Below are 24045 nucleotides of genomic sequence, written 5' to 3'. Positions count from 1 at the left end.
CATCATACATGGGGTATGGTGATTACTGAAATCTGGTGCCCGATCTTTCCCCCACCGGCCAGCGTGCGGCGGCGATGGCTGAAGAACCGCGCCTCGTCCGTCAGGGTATCGATACCCAGCGCGTCGGCCTGTCCCACACCCGCACGGTGCAGGCGCGCCACGCAATAGCCGGCCAGGTCGAACTGGTAATGCCCCTCCCGCCGTGCGGGGGTGAAGAACATTTCCCCTGCGCCATCAAGCGCCAGCACGGCGTCGCGCATGTCCGCGCCCACCTCGTAACTGTCACGCGCAATGCACGGGCCGACAACGGCGCGGATGTCCATGGCGCGGCTTCCCAGCGCGCACATCGCGGCAACCGTCGCCTCCAGCACGCCTGCCGCCGCCCCGCGCCATCCGGCATGCGCCGCCCCCACCACATGCCCCCGCGCATCGGCGAACAGCACCGGCGCGCAATCGGCGGTAATGACCCCCAGCGCAAGGCCCGGGCGGGCACAGACCATGGCATCGGCCCGCGCGCCCTGCCCTTCTTCCCATGGGGCAGTCACGCTGACGACGTCATTGCCATGCACCTGCGTCACGCCGAGGAGGTTTTCGGCCGCGACCCCGACCGTACGGGCGACCCGCGCACGGTTTTCACGCAGGGCGGCAGGATCGTCACCGCTGCGCATGGAGCAGTTCAGCGATGCATACGGTCCCGTCGAAACCCCGCCAAGGCGGGTGAAAAACCCGTGCGGCACGTGATCGAGCAGTCCGGCACGCACGACCGGCCCATCCAGTTGATCCTGTCCCAGTTGACCTTCCCCCTCCATGCGCGTCATCCGCCCTTTCCCATGTCCGCAGGCGACGGCGCAATGGGCGCGCATCCCTCGAACCCCGCCAGTTCCGTCATGCCGGGCGGTGTCATCGCCATGACGCGGAACAGGCCACCCATGCGGTCCGGGGCGGCAAGGCGCTGCGCGGCCTCGCTGACCTGTCGCGCGACCTCGGGCGACTGGTTGCGCGCAAGTTGCGCCGCACGGGGAAACAGGCCCAGCGCGGACAGGAACGCACCCTGCGTCACGCTGCCCCATGTGGCGCACCCGCCCGCGCGGGCCGCTGCCCCCAGCGCCGCGAAATCGACATGCGCCGTCAGGTCCGCCATGCCGGGGCGGGCCAGCGGCCAAGCCGGACGCCCGTCACGCAGCGCCTGCAGCGTATCGCCCCATCCCGGCCCGTCATATCCGTAATCGATGAACAGGGCGGCACCTTGCCCCTGCGCCAGCCGCCGTCCCAACTGGCGCGCAATCACCAGCGCGCCTTCGCAGGTTTCCAGCACCTCGCCTTCCGGAACGTCGCGTGTCGCAAGCGGGCCGCCAACGGGCAGGTCGGTGGCCGGGGCGGTGACGAACACCTCGCCCACAACACTGCGCTCGTCCCATCCCTGTGCGGTGCGCACGAACTGCCGGATGGGCAGCGCGTCAAGGAACTCATTGGCCAGCAGGATCATCGGCCCCGGCGGCAGGTCGGCCACCGCGTCGCACCAGACAGGGGTGACAGCATCGGCATGGGGCGCCAGCGCCGTCGCCTGCGCGTCACGCAGGCGGGGGGACGTTTCGACCATGTGCACCCGCGCCGCCGCGTAACAGGCCGGGGCCACGCGCGCCAGCAGGCGCAGCGCATCGGCCATCAGCGTCCCGCGCCCCGGCCCGGCCTCCGCCAGCACGAAGGGCGCGGGCGCACCCATGCCCTGCCATGTCACCGCCACCCATGCCCCCAGCAGTTCGCCAAACATCTGCGAGATTTCGGGCGCGGTGATGAAATCGGCAAATGGGTCGCACCCACTGTAATAGGCCGCATTGGCGCGCGCCATGAACCGGTCCAGCCTGACAGGCGTGGCGGGGGCGGTCATCGCGCGGTGTCCCCGTCCTCCAGTTCCGGGGCATCGGGGGGCATCAGTTCCGTGCGCGCGGGACGCAGGCAGGCATTGAGCATCAGGCCCAGCCCGCCGATCGCCATGGGCACGCACAGGACCTGCCCCATGGTGACGCCAAATGGCAGGAATCCGATGAAGGAATCCGGTTCGCGGAACAGTTCGCACACCGTCCGCGCAATGGCGTAGCCGAACAGGAACAGCCCGGCGAGGAAGCCGGGATGCTCACGCACCTTCTGGCTGCGCGAGACCAGCCACATCACGCTGAACAGCACCAGCCCTTCGGCGAAGGCTTCATACAGTTCGGAAGGATGGCGTGGGATCGGGCCCGCGTCGGGGAAGACCATCGCCCATGGCAGGGAGGCCGGGGCCTCGCGTCCCCACAGTTCGCCATTGATGAAATTGGCGATCCGCCCCAGCCCGAGCCCGATGGGCACCACCGTGGTGATCCGGTCCGAAAAGCCGAGGAAGCTGAGATTGTTGCGCCACGTAAAGACGATCAGCGCGATAATCACGCCCGCCGCCCCGCCATGGAACGACATTCCCCCATGCCAGACCTCCAGGATCGCCTGCGGGTGGGTGATGTAATATCCCGGCTGATAGAACAGGATGTAACCCAGCCGCCCCCCCAGCACCACGCCCAGCGTCGCCCATGTCAGGAAGTCATCGACCTGCAGCGCCGTGGCCGCGCGCGGCGGCAGCGCGACAAGGCGGCGCGCCACCCGCCATCCGACCACCAGCGCCACGATATAGGCCATCGCATACCAGCGCAGGCCGAACGGCCCGAAATGCACCATGACCGGGTCAAATTGCGGAAACATCAGGACAGGCAGCATGCAGCGACTTTCGCGATCAGGAATTGACGGGCGCGGGAGGTGACTACGCCTTAAGGCTTTGAAATAATCCGCCGATCAGAAATTCCAAAAGTTTCGGGGTGCCGTCTTTTTTCCAAAAAGGAGGCGTCCGCTGGAGCTTTTTGAAAAAAGCTTCACCAAGAACTTTTATACTCTTCGGGATGTCATTGTGGACGACTTTTCAGGCAGTCTCTTAAAGATAGGGATCAGCGGCGGCAAGATAGTCGCGGACATAGTGTTTCACCCCCTGTGCCAGCGGTGTGAAGGGCTGCGCATATCCCGCCGTGCGCAGGCGCGTCATGTCGGCGCAGGTATAGGACTGGTACTGTCCATGCAGGGCGGCGGGCATGTCGATGAATTCGACCCGCCGCGCGACACCTGCGGCATCGCACACCGCATCGACAAGTTCGAGGCAGGTCCGCGCCACCCCGGTCCCGCAATTGAACAGCCCATGGACATGCTGATGGTCCAGCAGCCACAGCATGACCGACACCACATCGCCCACCCATATGAAATCGCGCGCCTGATGCCCGTCGGCCACCTCCGGCCGGTCGGAACGGAACAGTCGCGCCGGGCCACCTGCATGGATCTCGGCATATTTGGCATAGACCAGCGAGGCCATGGCCCCCTTGTGATATTCATTGGGACCATAGACGTTGAACAGCTTCAGCCCCGCCCATGACAGCCCCTGCAGATCCCCCTGCGCCAGGCGGCGCTGCAGCAGGCAGTCGAAGGCATGCTTGGACCATCCATACAGGCTGGTCGGGCGCAGCGTGGCCAGGTGCGCCGGGTCATCGGAAAACATCCCCGGCCGGTCCGCCGCGCCATAGGTCGCGGCGGAGGAGGCATAGATGAAACGCGCTTCCTCCCGCGCGCACCATTCCAGCAGCCGCAGCGACAGGTCCACGTTGGTGCGCCATACCCGATCGCCATCGGCGGCAGTGGTGTCGTTGATCGCGCCAAGGTGGAAGACCGCCGTCACGTCGGGGCGACTGTCGAGGAAAGCGTCAAGCTCCCCCGGCGCGATCAGGAAATCCGGCACGTGCTTGCACAGATTATGCCACTTCCCGCCATTTCCCAGCGAATCGACAATGGCTGTCTGTTCCCCGCGCGCCTGCAATGCCTGATGCAGGCACGACCCGATGCACCCCGCCCCGCCCGTGATGATGATCATTGAACCACAAAATCCCATATGCCCGCGAACACCGCGACACCATGCCACAAACCGCAACAAAGACACCCCCCATGTCGGCATGGCGCGTTCCCCGCCGCCATGGCGCACGGATGACTTCGCGGCGGGTATGGGTCTATACTTGTGCCCTGCACGCCGCGACCCGGCGTGCCCCACCCATCCGGCCCATGCCTTAGGAGTTACGCGCGATGTCCGCCAGACCACGCATTTTTGATGATCTTGCCGGTGTTGCCGGCGGTGCCTTTTCCGCCCTCTCCGGCGTGCGCGAGGAAATCGGCGCCATGGTCCGCGCCCGCGTTGACGAGGCGCTGGCCAACCTGAACCTTGTCCGTCGCGACGAATTCGAGGTCGTGCGTGAAATGGCGACCCGCGCGCGAATCGCACAGGAAGCCATGGAAAAGCGGGTCGCGACCCTTGAAACCCGTGTCGCCGACCTCGAAGCCAGCATGACCACGCCCGCCGCCACCTCCTATCGCGGCTGAGAGCGACCGGCCATCCGACGTGGTACGCGCCATCGCGGGCGGCGCGGCCCCGCGCGGCGGTTCCCCACGGGCCATGCGCCCGGCCATGCACACGCCGCCGCGTCGTCACAGGCTTGCCACCACGCCCATACCGGCAATAGGGTGAAAAGACGTCCCCGCGCTTCCATTGTGGCGGGGGACGGGTTGCAGACGCTCGGGATCCAGCAGAGATGCCGGATTCCCTCCACGACGGCTTCGGGGAGTCCCACAATGCCTGCCTTGAATTTCACGACAACGCCCAAGGACTCCAACCCGCTCGATCTGATGGAACAGATCGTCGGCGGGTATGAATGGGCATTCGACCGGCGCAATGATTCGGAAATGGCGGCCGAGGCACCGGGCAAATGGTGCGATTACGGCCTGTTCTTCTCCTGGTCGCGCGAAGTCAGTGCGATGCATTTCACCTGCACCTTCGACCTGAAGGTGCCGCATGCACAGAGGCGCAACCTGTTCGAACTGGTCGCGCTGGCGAACGAACGCCTGTGGATCGGGCATTTCGGCATGGACCTCGACAATGGCATGCCCCTGTTCCGCCATGCGGTGCTGCTGCGCGGCGCGCCGGGTGCTTCGGTCGAAAGCCTCGAGGACATGATCGACATCGCCCTGACGGAGTGTGAGCGTTTCTATCCCGCGTTCCAGTTCGTGCTGTGGGGGGGCAAGTCCCCGGCCGAGGCGCTCGAGGCGGCGATGCTCGACTGCGCGGGAATGGCGTGATGGCGGACGCGCAGGCCCCTTCGCTTCCGCCGGTCCTGCTGGTGGGATGCGGGAAGATGGGCGGTGCGATGCTGGAGGGATGGCTGGCGGAGGGGCTGGCCCCTTCCGTCGTCGTCGATCGGCATCGCGACACGCTGCCCGCGCCGCACCGCCTCGTCCGTGACGTGGCGGAGCTGCCGGCGGATTTCCGCCCCGGCCTGATCGTGCTGGCCATGAAACCGCAGAAGGTGGCGGCGGCAATCGCCGCCATCGCGCCGTTCGCCACGCACGCACCGGTGCTGTCGGTGCTGGCGGGCAGGACGGTGGGCGGCCTGACGGACGCCCTGCGCGCCCACATGCCCGCCGGGGCGCAACCCGTGGTCATCCGCGCGATGCCCAACACCCCGGCGGCGGTGGGCGAAGGCATGACCGTCTCCTATGCCCCGCCCTGCGCCACGGCGGCGCAGCGCAGCCTGTGCGACCGTGTCCTGTCGGCGATCGGCCAGACCGCCTGGGTCGAACGTGAAGACGAAATCGACGTCGTGACCGCGATCTCCGGCAGTGGTCCGGCCTACATCTTCCTGCTTGCGGAACTTCTGGAACAGGCCGGCGTAGAAGGGGGACTGCCCCCTGCCCTTGCCCGCCAGATCGCGCGCCAGACGGTTTCGGGAGCGGGCGTACTGATGCAGCGCAGCGGACTCGACGCGGAACAGTTGCGCCGCAATGTCACCAGCCCCAATGGCACCACGGCGCAGGCGCTGTCGGTGCTGATGGCCCCGGACGCATGGCCCGCCACGCTGCGCGCGGCGATCCGGGCGGCAAGCCAGCGGGCGCGTGAACTTGCATCCTGAGACACGCGCAATATAACGACGGCAACCCGGCGGAACCTTTCGCCATTTCAAACCGGCGTCCGGCCCGTACCGTGCGGACATGGCGCGCCCTGGCAAACAAGACATCCGGAAGATCGTAATTTCCATGGACAACGACCAGTTTGACGATGCCCTTCTCCGCTCCGCGATGGAGCGTGCCGCCCTTTATGGCTGGCGGCGACTGACGGTTGTCGATGCCGCACGCGATGCGGGACTGAGTCTGGATGTCGCGCGCAAGCGCTTTCCGTTCAAGGCGAATATCCTGCTGACGCTGGGCCGGCTTGCGGACGAGGCCGCGCTGGTGGATGACGGGTCAACCGGTACGCCGCGTGAAAAGCTGTTTGACCTGCTGATGCGGCGCATCGACGTGTTCCAGCAGTACCGCGCCGGTGTGCGTGCCGCGCTGCGCGCGCTGCCGTTCGATCCGCCACTGGCGCTGCTGCTGGGTGGGGCGACGGTCGAGAGCATGAAATGGATGCTCAGCGCCGCGGGCCTTGAGGTCGGCGGACTGGCGGGAGCGCTGCGCGTGCAGGCGCTGCTGGGGGCATGGACCGTGACGCTGCGCGCATGGGACAAGGATGACAGCATGGACATGGGCACCACCATGGCCACGCTGGACAAGGCGCTCGACAAGGCGCTGCGTTTCAGCGCGCTGCCCGGTGGGGCGAAGGCCGCAGGCGCGGCGGAAGGCCTTGGCGGTCTGGGCGGACAGGATTTCTCCACGGATCCCAGCGTGGACCTGCCGCTGGAACCGTCTGTCTGAAACCGCTCCTGAAACGCCTTTCCTGTGGATGTATGCTGTTGCCCCTTTACGCGAACCCGCTTCGCGCTCTAGAAGGGCGACAGCACTGACGAATCGGTCGTAACGATTGGGGCGTAGCCAAGCGGTAAGGCAGCGGATTTTGATTCCGCCATGCGGAGGTTCGAATCCTCCCGCCCCAGCCAGCCGGTTTTCCATGAAATGAATATCCCCCGCAGGATCGGGGATACGCGCCCTGCCTGCCATGGCCGGATCATGCTGACCGCAGGCTGCCTCCTCATCAGGACGGCGGCGTTTTTGAAGCTTTTAAAAAAGCGTCACCAAGACCTTCCCCGTAATTGTGCGACGCCTTCCCTGCCCCAGTCCGCCATCGGGCCGCACGATCCATCCGCAGGGTAGCCAACCGTATGGAAAACGCGGGCGGCGCTGTTTGCGGTCCCGTATCGAATCGCGCGCAATGGCAGGCCATCGCCACTTCGCTTTGCGGCGCAATGCCATTGGGGATGCAGGAAACAGGACTTTTCCGGTACCAATTTTCTTATGTCTGATATGCACCTACCGCATTGATCTTACAGGTGTTCATATTTCACGCTGCCCCACATACACGATCGGGACAGGCAGAAAATATCCCACAAGACTGCCGCCCATCCATGACATGCCCGTCCTGTCCGCAGGCATCGTGCGGTCATGTCCCGGCCATGTGCAGCAGGATATTCAGGACATGATGTAACAGCGTCACAAGATTGTGATTTAATCTGCCCGGAACACTTATTAAGCTTTTTTAAACTTATAAAGCAGATCATAAGTTTTTGATATTATTTCACGAATTTACAAGTCTACTTCTGGTGCCATGACAAAATCAGACTGTTGGATGCCGCTTTACGGCAATCAGTATCTTATTGGCCTTTTACAGCACCATGACCGTCCGTGCCGGGTCGGGTCCTGCGACCTGGATACGGACCCATGATGGCCTGCCCTTGAACAGACCATTCTGGGGGTCGTCCTTATTGATGAGACCAACACGGTCACATTCTTCAACAGCGCGGCCGAACGGCTGTGGAACTGCACGCGCGCGGATGTCCTGGGCCGCAACGTCAACGTGCTGGTCCCGCGCAAGATCCGCTCATCCCACGACGACCTGATCAAGCATAACCGCGACACCGGCATCAACAAGATCGTCGGCACCTCGCGCGAAGTGCAGGTGGAACGCTTCGACGGCACCAGTTTCTGGGCGGAACTGTCGCTGTCGCGCACCTCCGTCAGTGGCAAGATCGGCTACATGGCGCTGATCCGCGACATCTCGCAGGAGGTGGCGGACCGCGAGAAGATCCGCCTGCTCTCGCTCGTGGTACGCGAAACCGACCGTGGCGTGGTCATCCTCGATCCCGAATTCCGGCTGATCTACGTCAACCGCGCCTTTACCGACATGTTCGGCTATGAACCCAGCCACGTCATCGGCCATGGGCTGTCGGTCATCCTTGCGGGGGACACGACGGACATCAGCACGCTGAACCAGCTTCATAGCGGCGCGCAGAATGACAAGGGGTTCAACCTCGACATCCGCGCGCGGCACAAGAACGGGCGCGACATCTGGGTTTCGGCCACGATGAACCCGGTGTTCGAGGACCACGGCGATATCGAGAACATCGTCGTCGTGCTGACGGACATCACGGAAAACCACTTCCTCGAGACGCTGCAGCGCGATGCGCTCGAGGCGATCTCCAGCGATCTCAGCCTGCGCGAGATCATGGATTTCATCTGCCGCCGCATCGAAAACAACGGCCTCGACGTGATGCCCGCCATCTTTACGGTGGACAACAATTCCAAGCTGAAATGCGTGGGCCGCGCCAGCCTGCCGATGTCGCTTGTCGAACTGTTCGATTCCCTGGAAATCGGGCCGGATGTCGGCAGCAGCGGGGTCGCCGCCTATACCGGCAAGAGCATCACCTCCCCCGATATCGAGATCGACCCCAAATGGCTGACGCTGCGTTCGGCGGCGATGCGCAATGGCATCCGCGCCGCATGGGCCACGCCCATCGTGCTGCGTGGTGGCCGGGTGGCCGGGGTGTTCACCCTGTATTTCCGCACCAAGCGCCAGCCGCAGGCCTGGTGCCAGAAGGCCGTCAATGCCAGCCTGCATCTGTGCACGCTGGCGCTGGAACGGTACGAGGCGAAGGAACATATCGCCAAGCTGTCGCATTTCGATACGCTGACGGGCCTGCCGAACCGGCTGTGGCTGCGCCAGCACCTCGACAAGATGCTGCGCCGTCCCACGCGCGGCAATTTCATGCTGCTGTCGCTGGGGCTGGATAATTTCAAGAACATCAATGACGTGTTCGGCCATGCGGCGGGCGACGACCTGATTTCCTACATCGCGACGCAACTGCGCGATGCGATCGGCATTGACGACACCATCGTGCGCTCTGGCGGGGACCAGTTCACGATCATCACCAGCGGCATCCAGCAGCATGCATCATCCCTGTCGGACATGATCCTGCGCCTGCTGTCACAGCCGATGCAGGTGGGTGATGTCTCCGTCACATTTTCCGCCAGCATCGGGATCAGTGTCTATCCCGAAAATGGCGAGACGGGGGAGACGCTGCTCAAGCATGCCGAAACGGCGATGTTCCAGGCAAAGGCGCATGGCGGGGGCAATTACTGCTTCTTCAGCCCCAAGATGAACCAGCAGGCGACCGATCGTCTGATCCTTGCGGCGGCGCTGCGCGATGCGATCGCCCATGACCGGCTACGCCTTGTCTATCAGCCACAGGTGCATGCCCGCACGGGCAAGATGTACGGGGTGGAGGCCCTGTCGCGCTGGAACGACCCGACGCTGGGCTTCATCTCGCCCGCGCGCTTCATTGCCGTGGCGGAGGAAACCGGACAGATTGAGGCAATCGGCAAGTGGTCGATGCGCGCGGCATGCCGCCAGATGGCCGAATGGATCCGCAACGGGATCGACATTCCCACCGTGTCGGTCAACCTGTCGCCGCTGCATTTCCGCGATGAGAAACTGCCCGAATTCGTGGCCGAAGTGCTGGAGGAAACGGGAATCCCGCCGGCACGCCTGATGGTGGAAATCACCGAAAGCACGATGATCGACAACTATGACCGCACCATCAAGGCCGCGCAGGCGCTGCGTGAACTGGGGGTGGGCATGTCGATGGACGATTTCGGGACCGGGTTCTCCAGCCTGTCGAACCTTGCGGGCCTGCCGGTCAACGAGGTGAAGATCGACCGCAGCTTCATGAACGGACTGGAAACCGTGGACAAGGTCCGCTCGGTCGTCACTGCGGTGATCCGCATTGGCCAGAGCCTTGGCATGACCGTGGTGGCCGAAGGGGTGGAGCACGAGGAACAGCGCCAGATCCTCGTCAACATGGATTGCGATGTGCTGCAGGGCTACATGTTCTCCAAGCCCCTCGCCTCCGAAGACCTCATCACATGGCTTGCCAGCTATACGCCCAAGGAAATCGCCCCGACCTGAGGGGAACTGGATAACGGATCAAAGTTTTTTGGGCGCCGCCTTTTTTCCAAGAAAGGCGGCGTCCCGCCGGGGTTACTGCGCCTGCCCCTGCGCCATGCCGACCGGCATGGGGGCCGCGGGCCAGTACGCCTGCACGATTTCCTCCTGGATCTGGCGCAACTGGCACTGGATCCATTCCATGTATTCATGCAGGCCGCGACTGATGATCTCCTCGGCGGTCTGTTCCGCCAGGGTCACGCGCAACTCCTCCACCCGTTCAAGGATGTGGCTGCCATGGCGCAGGCGGTATTCCCCCGCCAGCAGGCCCAGCGCGGAATGGACCTGACGCAGGCTGGTGGATAGCGAGCGCGGGAACCCGTCATTCTTGAGCAGGAACCCCACGATGTTCACCGGCGTCATCCCCGATGGCAGCACACGGCGGAATGCGTGGTAGGCCGCGGCCGACCGCAGGACGGAGGTCCACTGGCTGATATCAATGTCCGACCCGACATCCGCCCCACGCGGCAGCAGCGTGTGGTATTTGATGTCCAGCAGGCGGGTGATCTGGTCCGCGCGCTCAAGGTGCTTGCCAAGGACATAGAACAGCCACGCCTGATCGCGGTACAGCGTGCCTTCGGTAATGCCGAAATGGGTCTGGCATTCCTGTTTCAGGCGCGTGCAGATGCCAGACAGGCTGCCCGCACGGATGTCGGTCGGCGTCAGGTCACGCACCCATTGCGTAAAGACGTTGAGGTGCATCCACATTTCGGTGGAAATCAGCGGCCGCAGCGCGCGGGCATTTTCGCGCACCGCATGCGCCATCCCGGCGATGGAGCCGGGATTGTCGCGTTCGGTGATATAGAACCCCACCACCGCATGTTCCGATGCCTGTTCATGCATGGCGAAGAACCGGGCTTCGTCCGCGTTGATCTGCAGCACGGAATCCCATCCCGCATGGCCATTGCGCGGGCGGACAAAGGTGCCCGTGACCTCGATCAGGCGGGCAAGGTTTTCGATGCGCTCCATATAACGCGCCATCCATGTCATGCTCTCGGCATAACGTGACAGCAGGTTATGCAGCCCTGGCAGGACGGGCGTGGGAAAAACCGAAAGATTTGTCATGACGCAAGCACCCATGTGTCCTTTGACCCACCCCCCTGGGAGGAGTTGACCACCAGCGATCCCTTGCGCAGCGCCACGCGCGACAGGCCACCGGGCAGCACCCATGTCTCCTTGCCCGTCACGGCGAAGGGCCGCAGGTCAACATGTCGCGCCTCCAGCCCCGCCGGGCACAGCGTGGGGGAGACCGACAGGTTGATGACGGGCTGGCTGATGTAATTCGCGGGATCGGCCTGCAGGCGCGCACGGAAATCCTCAAGCTCGGCCAAGGTGGCGTGCGGGCCGATCAGCAGGCCATACCCACCGGATTCCCCGACCGGCTTGACCACCAGTTGGTCCAGATTCGCCAGCGTGTAGTCCAGTCCCGCCTTCTCCGCACAGATATGGGTCTCCACATTGTCAAGGATCGGGTCCTGGTCCAGATAGTAGCGGATGATGCGCGGCATGTAGGCATAGACCGCCTTGTCATCGGCAACGCCCGTCCCGATGGCGTTGGCAATGGTGACGTTCCCCCGGCGATAGGCGTCCACCAGTCCCGGCACGCCCAGCAGGCTGTCGGGATTGAAGACCTGCGGGTCGAGGAAATCATCATTCAGGCGGCGATAGATTGTATGGACCGGCGACAGGCCGGCGACCGTGCGCATGAAGACGCGGCCCTCGACCACCACGAGGTCGCGCCCCTCCACCAGCGGGATGCCCATTTCACGCGCAAGGAAGACATGTTCGAAATACGCGGCGTTATAGATGCCCGGCGACAGCAGCACGACCTGCGGGTCGGCCACGCCATCGGGCGCGGTCTCCGCCAGCGCGCGGTGCAGGCGCAGGCCGTATTCGTCAACCGGGCGGATATCCAGCCCGGAGGCAAGGTCCGGCATCATGCGCAGCATCATATGCCGGTTTTCAATGACATAGGACACACCCGACGGCGTGCGGGCATTATCTTCGAGGATCAGGAAACGCCCGGCCGGATCACGCACGAGGTCGGTGCCGTTGACATGGACATAGACCCCGCCTGGCACGTCAAGCCCCACCATCGCGTCGCAGTAATTGGCGTTGCCCAGCACCATTTCCGACGGGATGATCCCGTCACGCAGGATATGGCGGTCATGGTAGATGTCCCACAGGAACAGGTTGATCGCCTGCACGCGCTGGCGCACGCCGCGTTCCACATGGTCCCATTCCGCCGCCGTCAGGACGCGGGGCACCACGTCGAAGGGCAGGATGCGGTCGATGGCCTGGTTGTCGGTATAGACGGTAAAGGTGATGCCAAGGCGGTAAAGCTGCGCCTCCACCGCTGCGGTGCGACGGCGCAGTTCATCGAGGTCGAAATGCGCCAGCCGGTCACGCACGCAGCGCAGGCCGGGAGTGGCAAGGTCGGCACGGTTCATCAGTTCGCAAAAGGACGATGGCACGTCATATGTCGCAAACAGCCCGGCACCCCGTGTCTGGGTGCGTCCTACCGTATCATTCATGCCCCTGCTCCCGTACCCATGGCGGAAGGAGGATCAGGCGTGACGGAAACATGCCCACCCACCTGCCATTTCGTTACGCTGGTGACTTAGCGGAGCAAGAAAACACGTCCTTGCCAAGGTAAAATCTGCATTCCATTTTCTTTTTCGCCATTCCATCGACGAAATGACCGCCGCGTATGGCGCTGGCCGCAAACTCATGCAATGCATGGGGATCGCATGCCTGATACACGGTGCATGGCGGCCCGGGAACATGATGCCTTTGCTTGCACGACCTGCTTTCATGAAAGCACCCCTGTGATGAACCGGCCCGTTACGCTGGTTCACCGGACAAGCTACCGTTACGACCGCCCGGTTTCCCTTGGCCCGCAGACCATCCGCCTGCGGCCGGATGCGACATGCCCGACACCCATCCTGTCCTATGGCATGGACATCCAGCCCCACGGCCACCAGCGGACATGGCGGCAGGATGATTTCGGCAATCACGAGGCCTGCGTCACGTTCGACCGCAAGGTCCGGCATTTCGACATCACGGTACGCCTGACGGCGGACCTTGCCCCCGTGCCCGCACCTCTGCACACCGATGCGCGCCCCGCCCCGCCCGTGGCCTTCACACAGCCGCTTCCCGCAGGCCCGTACCTGCGCGCCCTGCTGGCCGAGATGGCAGGGATCCGGCATCCCGACCCGCTGGCGCGGCTGGAGGCGATCAACCGGATGATCGCCGCGCGCATCACCTACCGCACCCGCATGGAGGCCGGTGTCTGGGATGCGGAGGAAACCCTGACCCGCCAGACGGGGTCATGCCGTGACAGCGCGTGGCTGTTCATACAGGTCCTGCGCCATATGGGCATCGCCGCGCGCTTCGTGTCGGGATACCTGATCCAGCCCGATATCGACGACGCGACCTGCGACCTGCATGCTTGGGCACAGGCCCATGTCCCCGGCAGGGGATGGGTCGGATTCGACACCACATCGGGACTGCTGGCGTCACAGGGGCATATTCCCCTTGCGGCGGCGCTGGAGCCGGGACAGGTCGCCCCGGTCTCCGGACTGCTCGACAGTTGCAACGCGACACTCGACGTTTCAATGACGCTCCATCATGGCGACGACACGAAGATCACTGATCTTAAAGGTCAATGAGATATAAGGGCTGTCAGGACCCACACGGGAATGCCATATCCTGACTTTCCCCATGGGGGTATGGCACATGCCCCCTTCGCGTTACGGAAAGCAAACAGCCGTGCAACTCTTTTCCTGCCAGTCCTGCGATCAGGTCCTGTTCTTCGAAAACACGGCCTGCGAACGCTGCGGGCACAAGCTGGGCTATATCCCGACCATCAACAGCCTGTCCGCGCTGACACCCGCCGATGATGGCCATGCATGGCATGCACTCGACCCACAGGCGGATGACGGCCCCTACCGTTTCTGCGCCAACCATGCACATGACGCCTGCAACTGGCTGATCCCCGCCAGCCAGCCCGGGCAGGAATTCTGCATCGCGTGCCAGTTCAACCGCACCATCCACAACCTGTCGGTGCCTGGCAACCTGGAACGGTGGCGCAAGATCGAGGTCGCGAAGCACCGGCTGTTCTACACGCTGCTGCGCCTGCACCTACCGATGCACACCCGGCGGCAGGACCCGCGCGACGGTCTGGTCTTCGATTTCCTGGATGATGTTCCCGACGGCGCGCCGGTCATGACCGGGCACCAGAACGGCCTGATCACCATTGCCCTGCGCGAAGCCGATGATGCGCAGCGCGAGAAGATGCGCATGGAAATGGGGGAGCATTACCGCACGCTGCTGGGCCATTTCCGCCACGAGATCGGGCATTATTACTGGAACCTGCTGGTGCGCGACGGGCCGTGGCTGACGGAATGCCGGGCCATTTTCGGCGATGACCGCATGGATTACCAGCAGGCGCTGCAACGCCATTACGAAAACGGGCCACCGCAGGGATGGCGCACGCAGTATGTCAGCGAATACGCCACCTGCCACCCGTGGGAAGACTTCGCCGAGACATGGGCGCATTACCTGCACATCGTCTCCACGCTGGAGACGGCATGGGCCTATGGCATGACGGTGCGCGAACAGCCCGGCAATCCGCAGTCCCTGCGGGCGATGATGACCGACAACCCCTATGACGTGGCGACATTCGACATCATCGCGCAGGGATGGCTGCCGCTGACCTATGCGGTCAACAGCCTCAACCGCTCCATGGGGCTGGCGGATTTCTACCCGTTCGTGCTGACACCGGCCATCCTGCGCAAACTGGCGTTCATCCACCAACTGGTACATGCCGCCCGCACGGAACAATAGAATGGGACCATTAAAAAAAACAGGGCAGGAATATCTGCCGTGCATAGCTAAGAGCCGCTATTGATGTCAGATTTATTAAAATAATGTGAAAGCAGTTTTTTGATTGCATCCATCTGTAACATTTGTACACATTAAAGACACTATAAGGTCGCGTTCGCAATGCCTTATTGTGTCGTAAACAGGAGGTACATTTTATGAAGTTCACACGTTTTCTGATGATTGCCGGTGTTGCTGGTGCCCTCGGCGCGTATGGCGTTCCCGCAATGGCGCAGGACAACACCAACAACAACGATCATCATGAATATCATCATGACGAGCAGGGTGATCACGGCGAACATCGCGATCATGAAGGCGAAAATGGCAATGAACACCGCGAAGGTGAGCACCATGAGGGTGAACACCACGAAGGCAAGCATCGCCATGGCCACCATGGTCACGACGAAAACAAGAGCAACTGATATGGCATGACCCCGCCCACCGGCGGGTCATGACTGACGGTGAAGGGGGAACTTCCTTATGGGGGTTCCCCCTTTTGCTATTTCAGGGACCGGTTTCATCCCCGGCAGGCAATTGCATGTCACGGCAGGCATCGCGCAGGATCGCCACGAAATGCGAAATCAGCGGGGAATGCTGCCCCGCGCGCATGGCGATCGCCAGGTCCGCCTTTGGCGCCTTCGGCCCGAGCGAGTGATAGGTCACCCCCCCCGAATGGATCTGGTGCAGCGATTGCGGCACCACGGAAATGCCAAGCCCCGCCGCGACAAGCGGCACGGTGGAGGCGATCTGCGGCGCCTGCTGCCCCATGCGCGGGGTGAACCCCGCATTCTGGCAGGCCGACAGGATGGCGTCATGAAATCCCGGCCCGAGTTCACGCGGGAAGATGATCAGCGGTTCATCGGCCAGCATCTCAAGCTCCAGACGCGGGCGGGAGGCCAGCGCGTGCCCCTTGGGCAGCGCCACGACCGTCGGTTCCGCCAGCAGGGGGGACACGATCAGTCCCTCCCCCCCGTCGGGCACGGGCGGGCGGACGATCGCGATATCTATGGCCCGGTCATGCAGCGCCTTGCGCAGGGCAGGCGTATTGCTTTCCTCCAGCGAGATGGTGACATCGGGCCATTCCTCGCGGAAGCGGCGCACGGTCTGCGGGATCAGCGGCAGCAGCGACACCGCCCCCGCCAGTCCGACCCGCAGGTGCCCGCGCTCACCACGGGCAAGGCCGGTCGCAATGGACAGGAACTGCTGCTGCATGCCAAGAATGGCCTTGGCCTGGTCCATCAGGACAACCCCCACATCCGTCAGGCGCACCCCGCGCGTCAGGCGCTGGAACAGCAGCACGCCAAGTTCATTTTCGAACTGCTTGATCTGCTGGCTCAGGGGGGGCTGTTCTATGCCCAGCTGTTCCGCCGCGCGTGTGAAACTGCCGTTTTCCGCGACGGCGACAAAATAGCGAAGGTGTCTTAGATCCATTTGGCATATAAATAATATATGGAAACCTAGTTCAATATATATTTGACGCCATAACATACCATGCGCCACGTTCCCCCATCTGCTAAGGATGAGTGCTCCCTGATGAAGATTGGCCTGTTTATCCCCTGTTATATCGATGCTTTCTACCCGCAGGCCGGCATTGCCACGCTGGAGTTGCTGGAAAAGCTGGGACAGGATGTCGAATATCCGCTGGACCAGACATGCTGTGGGCAGCCGATGGGAAATTCCGGCTGCAATTCCGATGCCGCCGCCGCCGAAGCGCTGTTCGTGCGCAACTTCGCCCGGTTTGACAAGATCGTCATGCCGTCCGGCAGTTGCACACATCACGTACGCGACAATTTCGACGCCATCCCCCAGACCGACGAAGTCCGCCATGTGCGCGAAAACACCTATGAACTGGTGGAATTCCTGCATGACATCCTGAAGGTGGAGGAATTCCCGTGGGCGGAATTCAACCACACCGTCGGCCTGCACAACAGTTGCGGCACCCTGCGCGCGCTGCGCACCGCAAGCATGTCGGAACTGGGCGAAAAGCCGTTCTCCAAGCCGATGGACCTGCTGACGAAGGTCAAGGGCATCCGCTTCGTCACCCCGAAGCGGCCTGACGAATGCTGCGGCTTTGGCGGCACCTTCTCCGTCACGGAAGAGGCGGTGTCCGCACGGATGGGCGTGGACAAGGTGCGCGACCATTACCAGGCGGGCGCGGATTACATCGTTTCGGCGGATTCGTCATGCGTCATGCACCAGCAGGGCTGCGCCGAACGTGCCGGTATCCCGATCCGCTTCATCCATATCGCACAGATCCTGAACGGAGCACGGTCATGAGCAACAGGCCGGTCAACCACGCCAGAGCCGCCGAAAAGTTCCTGGAAGACGCCCCCCACCTGAAGTTCCATGACGAACGCCTGTGGGACATGCGCCAGAAGCGTGACGACCAGATGCACATGCTGCCCGAATGGCAGGAACTGCGCACCGAGGCGTCACGCATCAAGGAACACACGCTCGCCCGCCTGCCCGAATACCTGGAGCAGTTCGAGGAAAACGCCAAGAAGAACGGTATCCACGTCCACTGGGCGCGTGACGGGGCGGAACATAACCGCATCGTGGGCGAGATCCTGCAGGCGCACAATGCACGCAGCCTGATCAAGAGCAAGTCGATGGTCACCGAGGAATGTGACATGCGGCCCTATCTTGAAAAGCGCGGCGTCACCGTCACCGAAACCGACCTTGGCGAACGCATCCAGCAGCTTGACGACCAGCTTCCCAGCCACATCGTCGTGCCCGCCGTGCATAAGCTGACATCGGATGTCGCGCGCATCTTCGCCAAGGATTACAAGACCGATCCCGGCATCCGCGACCCTCACCTGCTGGCCGAGGCACAGCGCCAGGCCGCGCGTCCCGTGATCCTGCATGCCGATGCGGGCATGACCGGCGGCAATTTCGTCGTTGCGGAAACCGGCACCTTCGTCGTATGCACCAACGAAGGCAATGCCGACCTCAGCGCGACCGTGCCCAACCTGCATATCGCGACCATCGGCATCGAACGCCTCGTGCCGCGCATGGCCGACCTTGGCGTGTTCATCCGCCTGCTGTCACGCAGCGCGCTGGGTTCGCCGATCACGCAGTACACCTCCCACTTCCGCGGGCCGCAGAAAGGCGGGGAGATGCATGTCATCCTCGTCGATAACGGGCGTTCGGCGCGACTGGGGATGAGCGAGTTCTGGACCTCGCTCAAATGCATCCGCTGCGGGGCGTGCATGAACACCTGCCCGGTCTATCGCCGTTCGGGCGGCCTGTCCTATGGCGCGGTCTATTCCGGGCCGATCGGGGCGATCATCGACCCGACCTTCAACGAACGCAAATACAGCACCCTGCCCTATGCCTCCACGATGAACGGCAGTTGCACCAATGTCTGCCCGGTCAAGATCAACATCCACGAACAGCTTTACAAATGGCGCCGCGTGCTGGTGCAGCACCATGAAATGCCGTTCGTCAAGCGTGAGATCATGCACATGGCGGGCAAGCTGATGGGGCAGCCGAAGCTGTACCGCGCCGCCATCAACGCCACGGAAACATCGCTGAGCACGCTGCCGCGCTTTGCGCTGTACAACTGGCTCAACCCGTGGGGCAAGCACCGCGAAAACCCCCATCCGGTCAAGCAGACGTTCCATTCGTGGTACAAGGCCAACCGGACGAACAAGGCCAGCAAGACCGAGGAAACACGATGAGCGCGCGCGATACAATCCTTCAGGCCCTGCGCACCAACCGCCCCTCCCCCGAGCAGTATCCCCTGCCGCCGGTCGCGACCCTTGGCGACCTTGACGCCAGCAGGGAACGCTTCATCACCTCGCTGAAGATCCTCGGCGGTGACGTGCTGGAACGCCAGGGAGATGAAACGCTCGACGCGGCGATCGCGCGACGTTTCCCCGATGCGAGGAATGTCTGCTCCGCCGTGCCGGAAACCAACGGCACGATGCGCGCGGAAACGCTGAAGACCCCGCAGGACGCCAAGGATGTGGACATTGCCGTCGTGCGCGCGGCCTTCGGCATCGCGGAGACGGGATCAATTTTCCTGAGCGAGAAGCAGTTGCCCCTCAATTCGCTGGCCCATCTGGCGCAGCATATCGTCATCCTGCTGTCGCCGGAGGAAATCACGGCGAACATGCACACGGCATATCAGAAGCGCCCGGAATTCCGCAGCGCGAATTATGGCGTGCTGATGAGCGGCCCCTCCGCCACGGCGGATATCCAGGGGGTGCTGATTCGTGGCGCGCAGGGCGTGCGCAGCCTGAGCGTCTGGTTCTGCTGAACCGGGCGTCCGGCCCTGCCGGAAGGAACATGACCGCCCGCCGGTTCCCCATTACGGGGCAATCGGCGGGCGGAACTGTATTCAGACAGCCTTTTTCAGGTTGGGGCTCGCCTTGAACCGGACGGTCTTGCCCGCCTTGACCTTGACCGGTTCACCGGTGCGGGGGTTCAGCGCCTTGCGCGCCTTGGTTTTCTTGACGGTAAAGGTACCGAATGACGGCAGGGTGAAACCACCTTCGCGCTTCAGTTCCTTGATAATGGCTTCCATCAGATCCGAAGCAGCCTGGTTGGCGGCCACGCCAGTGCAATCGATCGAATCCTGAATCACGGCGGCAATAAAGGCTTTGCTCATCGAGACTGTCTGCTCCTTTCAAACCATGCTGTATAAAATTAGGACATATCCTGATCCCACCCGTAACGGTGCATGAACCATCAGGCCGGGCGGTCGCGGCTTGTAACGCAGCAGATAAACTTACGCCAGCGAATTTTTGTCATTACATGCCAAATCTTGCTGTCCAGATCAGCAAAAGCTCCGTCCCTTGCCTAAGTGGCCGATATGATACCAACTTTGGCGAAGATGGAATGTTTTATATCGAATCTGTATCATTATTTCACATGCCTGTCATCTTCGCCGGCATGAAAACCATCGCAAAAGCCCTGATATGACGGGCAGGATGGCGAAACCGTTTTACCCGCCACCTTACCGGATCACGGATATGAAAAATCCGCCCCGGCCACATCCGGGGCGGATCATATATGGATCGGCGGACAGGCGCGGGGCCGTGTCAATCGCCCCTATGCCTTGAAATTCTGCGCGCCGAGGTCGGTCACGCCCACGAATGTCACGCGCGTATGGTCCGACAGGGATATTGTCGTGTTGCCGCCCGTCACGGTAGCGTTGGCAAGCATGTCCTGCAGCGACGCCTGCGTCATGTTGTAGCCGCTGAGTTCGACAACATTGGCCGAGGACTTGCCAAAGTCCTTGATGATGTCCTGGCCGCCCGCATGGCCATTGATGAAGATGAAATCGTTGATGCCATTCGCACCGGACAGGGTGTTGTTGCCACTGCCACCGATCAGGGTGTTGTTGCCGCTGCCACCGACGGCGTCGATGTCGCCCGTCGAATTCGCGCCATCGAACACCTCGTTGCCCGATCCCTGGCTGCCGTCGAAATCGGTATAGGTATCATCGCTGGCGGTGATGTTCAGGTCATCCGTCCCCGCGGAGCCATAGATGGTGCTGCGCCATGCGCTGACGGTGGCGGTGCCGCGGGCATTGAGGAACCGCAGGCAGCCATCGACACTGACATCGCCGCCGGTCGGGTCATTGATCGTCACGAATCCGGTGGCGGAAATCGTATCGCCCGCCTCGCTGTTCATCGTCTGCGCCTCCAGCAGGTCCTCAAGCCCGTACAGGCCCTGCTGGTTCATCAGCGTCACGCTGTCATCCGTGCCGCCGGTCACCGTGCTGCCACCATGCACGGTCATGCTGTTGCCGCTGCCGGTATCGGTCACATGCGACTTGGCGCCGAGGTCGAGGCTGGCGCTGCCGGAGACCGAACTCCTGGTCTCGAGCGTGACATCCTGCGCCGCACGATCGGCGCCATAGACCGTATCCGCGCCCTGCAGGTCCAGCGTGTTGTTCGCGGCGGCGAGGTAGATCGCGGCGGCGCCGATCCCGGCATTGATCGTGTCCTGCCCGGTCCCGGTGCTGATGGTATCGCGCCCCGCACCCGTATTGATGACGTAATCGCCCGACCCGCCGGAAAAGACATTGTTGCCCGCTGCCGCCGTGAAAACCCCGGACTCGCTTCCGGCGGTATAGGTGACGCCGCCAAGGTCGCCTGCAATCACGTTCACCGGCGTCGTGACGCCCGTGGCGTTGACCGACACCGCCTGGCTGAGTGACTGGCCATTCAGGCCGCCGATGACGATGCCCGTATCGCTGCCATCAAGGGTATAGGTCCCGCCCGACGTGATATCGACAAAGGTGCGCGCGGCGCTGGACTGGTCCGTGCCGGGCGTCCCGGCGACCATGGTGTCGCTCGACAGCGTCGCGGTCACCTGCTGCGCATACTGCTGGGCAAGGGTATTGGTAAATGTGCTGTCCGTGGCGATGGATACGGTCGTACCTTGCGCACCCGTGATGCTTACAGCCTGCATGCTTTCCGCTCCCTGTTCCGTGTTGCGGACATGGGCCATGCGCGCCCCGCCACCAACCAGTTCCAACCTGCGGGGGGCCTGCATGCGCCGTGGACCAACAACCGCCTGCATCCCACCATGGAAGGGACCGCCGCCATCACCGGCACGGCACGTCCGATCCCGCACGCAGGAATAGACAGAAGGAAGTTAACAATTCTCCAAGACGGGCGGCCTGCGCGATGGATTACGCGCATTGTCCGCCATGCGTCACTTCAGGGGCACGGACCGCTCGATTTCCTCGATCCACAGTCGCGCATTCCCGTCCGATGGCGCGCGCCAGTCCCCGCGCGGCGACAGCGCGCCGCCCGCCAGAACCTTGGGACCGTTGGGCATGGCCGAACGCTTGAACTGGCTGAAGCCGAAGAAACGCTCGACAAAGACCAGCAGCCAGCGGCGTATCTCCTCCAGGGGATAGGCGACCTTGCGCTCCTCGGGGAATCCGGGGGGCCATGCGCCGTGCGCCGCGTCACGCCATGCATGATGCGCCATGAACGCGATGCGCGACGGGCGGAAGCCGTGGCGCAGGACGTAATACAGGTTGAAATCCTGCAGGGCATAGGGGCCGATTCGCGCCTCCGTGCTCTGGACCGGGTGGCCTTCATGCGCGGGGATCAGTTCGGGCGAGATCTCGGTCTCGAGGATATCGCGCAGGATGGCGCAGGTCCGCGCCTCCTCCCCGCCACTGGACATGACCCAGCGGATCAGGTGCTGGATCAGCGTCTTGGGCAGGCCCGCATTGACGTTGTAATGCGACATCTGGTCACCCACGCCATAGGTGCACCACCCCAACGCCAGTTCGGACAGGTCGCCGGTGCCGATCACGATGCCGCCCGACTGGTTCGCCAGACGGAACAGGAAATCGGTGCGCAGCCCGGCCTGCACGTTTTCAAACGTGACGTCATAGACCGCCTCCCCATCTGCAAAGGGATGGCCCATCTGCTCCAGCATCATCCGCGCGGTCGGGCGGATGTCGATTTCCGCCGCCGTAACGCCCAGCGCCTCCATCAGCGCCAGCGCGTTCGTGCGCGTCCCCGCCGTGGTGCCAAAGCCGGGCATGGTGTAGCCCATCACCACATCACGCCCCAGCCCCAGTTCATCGGCCGCCCTGACCGCGACCAGCAGCGCATGCGTGGAATCCAGCCCCCCCGAAATGCCGATCACCATGCGCCGCGCGCCCGACGTGCGTATCCGCTGCTTCAGGGCGGACACCTGGATGGCGAACGCCTCGTAACAGTCCTGCTCAAGCTGGGCGGGGTCTGACGGCACGAAGGGAAAGCGTGCGATGTTACGCCGAAGCCCGAGGTCGCGCATCGGCGGGTCAAGGACAAAGCCCACGCGCCGCCATGCCCCGTCATCAGCCGTGGCGCGGCGGTTGTCGCCAAAGGTGCCCATGCGCATGCGTTCCTGGCGCAGCAGGTCAAGGTCGATATCCGCCACCGCACGGACGGGACCGGTCGGGAAGCGGTCGCTCCGTGCAAGGACGACGCCATTTTCAAACACCGAGACCTGACCGTCCCATGCAAGGTCGGTGGTCGATTCCCCCTCCCCCGCCGCGGCATAGACATAGGCGCACAGGCACCGCGCCGCATGGGCCTGACACAGCAGGGTGCGGGTCTGCGCCTTGCCCACGGTGATGTCGCTGGCGGACAGGTTGGCGATCACGCTGGCCCAGGCCAGTGCGGCGCGGGTGCTGGGAGGCTGGGGCACCCACATGTCCTCGCAGATCTCCACCCCCAGCGTCAGGCCCGCGACGTCGCGCGCCTCGAACACAAGGTCGGTGCCGAACGGCGCCTCCTGCCCGCCCACGCGGATATGCGCGCCGCGCACGCCCACACCGGGGGCGAACTGCCGTGCCTCATAGAACTCGCGGTAATTGGGCAGGTAGGATTTGGGCACCACACCAAGGACCTGCCCACGATGGATCACGACGGCGCAGTTATACAGTTCGTCGCCATGCCGCAGCGGCGCGCCCACGACCAGCACCGGCAGCAACCCCGCGCTGCCCGCCGCCAGTTCGGCCACCGCCGCGTCCACACGTTCGAGCACGACATCCTGCTGGCGCAGATCCTCGATGGCGTAGCCCGAGAGGCCGAGTTCGGGGAACACGGCAATCGCAACCCCGTCCGCATCGCAGACCTGCGCCTGCTGCAGGGTGCGCAGGACATTGGCCTGCGGGTCCGCCAGCGCCACCGGCAGCGTGCAGGCCGCGACCCGCGCGAACCCATGACGATAGAGTGCGTCAAAATCCGTCATGAAACTGCCTCCGCCTGATGTCGCGACCCGGCCACGCATCGCCCCCGGGGAACGCCGCATGCACGGATCGCCTGATGGTCAGATGTACTCCCACATCCCGTCCGCCACAAACCCCGCACCTTCAC

At 63.3% G+C, this 24045-nt stretch carries 20 protein-coding genes, 1 tRNA gene and 1 pseudogene; 12 read left to right on the top strand and 10 right to left on the bottom strand.

Going from position 1 to position 24045, the window contains the following annotated elements:
* Nucleotides 1-2 precede the first annotated feature (2 nt).
* From pgeF to rfaD, 4 genes are all read right to left on the bottom strand, one after another.
* Complete coding sequence (gene pgeF / locus CFR72_RS02740; RefSeq protein ID WP_167400282.1) at nucleotides 3-809, bottom strand: peptidoglycan editing factor PgeF; 807 nt, start codon at nucleotides 807-809, stop codon at nucleotides 3-5.
* Between the two features lie 5 nt (nucleotides 810-814).
* The gene (locus CFR72_RS02735) at nucleotides 815-1888 is read right to left on the bottom strand and encodes a class I SAM-dependent methyltransferase (RefSeq protein WP_110912513.1); all 1074 of its coding nucleotides are present in this window, start codon (nucleotides 1886-1888) and stop codon (nucleotides 815-817) included.
* Nucleotides 1885-2745: a prolipoprotein diacylglyceryl transferase gene (gene lgt / locus CFR72_RS02730; RefSeq protein WP_110912512.1), complete on the bottom strand. Its 861-nt coding sequence runs from the start codon at nucleotides 2743-2745 to the stop codon at nucleotides 1885-1887. Before lgt ends, CFR72_RS02735 begins: the two co-directional genes overlap by 4 nt.
* Before the next feature lie 211 nt (nucleotides 2746-2956).
* Nucleotides 2957-3937 carry an ADP-glyceromanno-heptose 6-epimerase gene (gene rfaD / locus CFR72_RS02725; protein WP_110912511.1) on the bottom strand — a complete coding sequence of 327 codons (981 nt, stop codon included), beginning with the start codon at nucleotides 3935-3937 and terminating at the stop codon, nucleotides 2957-2959.
* A gap of 206 nt (nucleotides 3938-4143) precedes the next feature.
* On the opposite strand from rfaD, the gene CFR72_RS02720 reads away from it, so the two are divergent.
* The 6 genes and pseudogenes from CFR72_RS02720 to CFR72_RS02695 form a co-directional block, all read left to right on the top strand.
* A complete protein-coding gene (locus CFR72_RS02720; protein WP_110912510.1) occupies nucleotides 4144-4437 on the top strand; it encodes an accessory factor UbiK family protein in 294 nt (97 codons plus the stop codon).
* Between the two features lie 249 nt (nucleotides 4438-4686).
* Nucleotides 4687-5190, top strand: coding sequence for a type III secretion system chaperone family protein (locus tag CFR72_RS02715; protein ID WP_110095508.1), 504 nt, complete (start codon nucleotides 4687-4689; stop codon nucleotides 5188-5190).
* Nucleotides 5190-6020, top strand: coding sequence for a pyrroline-5-carboxylate reductase (gene proC, locus CFR72_RS02710; protein ID WP_110912509.1), 831 nt, complete (start codon nucleotides 5190-5192; stop codon nucleotides 6018-6020). Before CFR72_RS02715 ends, proC begins: the two co-directional genes overlap by 1 nt.
* A 124-nt stretch (nucleotides 6021-6144) precedes the next feature.
* Complete coding sequence (locus tag CFR72_RS02705; protein WP_110912553.1) at nucleotides 6145-6801, top strand: TetR family transcriptional regulator; 657 nt, start codon at nucleotides 6145-6147, stop codon at nucleotides 6799-6801.
* A gap of 107 nt (nucleotides 6802-6908) precedes the next feature.
* A tRNA-Gln gene (locus tag CFR72_RS02700) sits at nucleotides 6909-6983 on the top strand.
* Between the two features lie 785 nt (nucleotides 6984-7768).
* Nucleotides 7769-10285, top strand: a pseudogene (locus tag CFR72_RS02695) (EAL domain-containing protein); the annotation flags it as partial.
* Between the two features lie 72 nt (nucleotides 10286-10357).
* Here the strand turns inward: CFR72_RS02695 and CFR72_RS02690 are convergent.
* Entirely contained in the window at nucleotides 10358-11401 is a 1044-nt protein-coding gene (locus tag CFR72_RS02690) for an alpha-E domain-containing protein (RefSeq protein ID WP_110912507.1), read from the bottom strand.
* Complete coding sequence (locus tag CFR72_RS02685) at nucleotides 11383-12855, bottom strand: circularly permuted type 2 ATP-grasp protein (protein WP_110912506.1); 1473 nt, start codon at nucleotides 12853-12855, stop codon at nucleotides 11383-11385. The genes CFR72_RS02690 and CFR72_RS02685 overlap by 19 nt, the downstream gene beginning before the upstream one ends.
* A gap of 297 nt (nucleotides 12856-13152) precedes the next feature.
* Here CFR72_RS02685 and CFR72_RS02680 point away from each other — a divergent pair, with 297 nt between their 5' ends.
* The 3 genes from CFR72_RS02680 to CFR72_RS17090 all read left to right on the top strand — a co-directional run bounded on the left by CFR72_RS02680 (nucleotide 13153) and on the right by CFR72_RS17090 (nucleotide 15627).
* Complete coding sequence (locus CFR72_RS02680) at nucleotides 13153-13992, top strand: transglutaminase family protein (RefSeq protein ID WP_110912552.1); 840 nt, start codon at nucleotides 13153-13155, stop codon at nucleotides 13990-13992.
* A gap of 100 nt (nucleotides 13993-14092) precedes the next feature.
* Entirely contained in the window at nucleotides 14093-15169 is a 1077-nt protein-coding gene (locus tag CFR72_RS02675; protein ID WP_110912505.1) for a zinc-binding metallopeptidase family protein, read from the top strand.
* Nucleotides 15170-15363: 194 nt separating this feature from the next.
* Nucleotides 15364-15627: a hypothetical protein gene (locus tag CFR72_RS17090; RefSeq protein WP_146220639.1), complete on the top strand. Its 264-nt coding sequence runs from the start codon at nucleotides 15364-15366 to the stop codon at nucleotides 15625-15627.
* A gap of 82 nt (nucleotides 15628-15709) precedes the next feature.
* On the opposite strand, the gene CFR72_RS02665 is transcribed toward CFR72_RS17090, so the two are convergent.
* A complete protein-coding gene (locus CFR72_RS02665; protein ID WP_110912503.1) occupies nucleotides 15710-16636 on the bottom strand; it encodes a LysR family transcriptional regulator in 927 nt (308 codons plus the stop codon).
* Between the two features lie 102 nt (nucleotides 16637-16738).
* Here CFR72_RS02665 and CFR72_RS02660 point away from each other — a divergent pair, with 102 nt between their 5' ends.
* Genes CFR72_RS02660 through CFR72_RS02650 form a run of 3 tightly spaced genes read left to right on the top strand, consistent with a single transcriptional unit; the run spans nucleotide 16739 to nucleotide 19466 of the window.
* Entirely contained in the window at nucleotides 16739-17482 is a 744-nt protein-coding gene (locus tag CFR72_RS02660) for a (Fe-S)-binding protein (protein WP_110912502.1), read from the top strand.
* Nucleotides 17479-18885 (top strand): lactate utilization protein B, encoded by a 1407-nt coding sequence (locus CFR72_RS02655; protein WP_110912501.1) that lies wholly within the window; start codon nucleotides 17479-17481, stop codon nucleotides 18883-18885. The genes CFR72_RS02660 and CFR72_RS02655 overlap by 4 nt, the downstream gene beginning before the upstream one ends.
* Nucleotides 18882-19466, top strand: a complete 585-nt coding sequence (locus tag CFR72_RS02650) for a LutC/YkgG family protein (RefSeq protein WP_110912500.1) — start codon at nucleotides 18882-18884, stop codon at nucleotides 19464-19466. The genes CFR72_RS02655 and CFR72_RS02650 overlap by 4 nt, the downstream gene beginning before the upstream one ends.
* Nucleotides 19467-19547: 81 nt before the next feature.
* Here CFR72_RS02650 and CFR72_RS02645 read toward each other — a convergent pair whose 3' ends face one another.
* The 3 genes from CFR72_RS02645 to CFR72_RS02635 form a co-directional block, all read right to left on the bottom strand.
* Nucleotides 19548-19817 carry an HU family DNA-binding protein gene (locus CFR72_RS02645; RefSeq protein ID WP_003617455.1) on the bottom strand — a complete coding sequence of 90 codons (270 nt, stop codon included), beginning with the start codon at nucleotides 19815-19817 and terminating at the stop codon, nucleotides 19548-19550.
* A gap of 443 nt (nucleotides 19818-20260) precedes the next feature.
* Entirely contained in the window at nucleotides 20261-21712 is a 1452-nt protein-coding gene (locus CFR72_RS02640) for a hypothetical protein (protein ID WP_146220638.1), read from the bottom strand.
* A 162-nt stretch (nucleotides 21713-21874) separates the two neighbouring features.
* A complete protein-coding gene (locus CFR72_RS02635; RefSeq protein WP_110912551.1) occupies nucleotides 21875-23920 on the bottom strand; it encodes an NAD(+) synthase in 2046 nt (681 codons plus the stop codon).
* Nucleotides 23921-24045: the final 125 nt, after the last annotated feature.

Source organism: Gluconacetobacter entanii (assembly GCF_003206495.1).
Lineage (GTDB): Bacteria > Pseudomonadota > Alphaproteobacteria > Acetobacterales > Acetobacteraceae > Novacetimonas > Novacetimonas entanii.
Note: the sequence above shows the minus strand (reverse complement) of the source record. Positions and strands in the feature narration are given on the sequence as shown.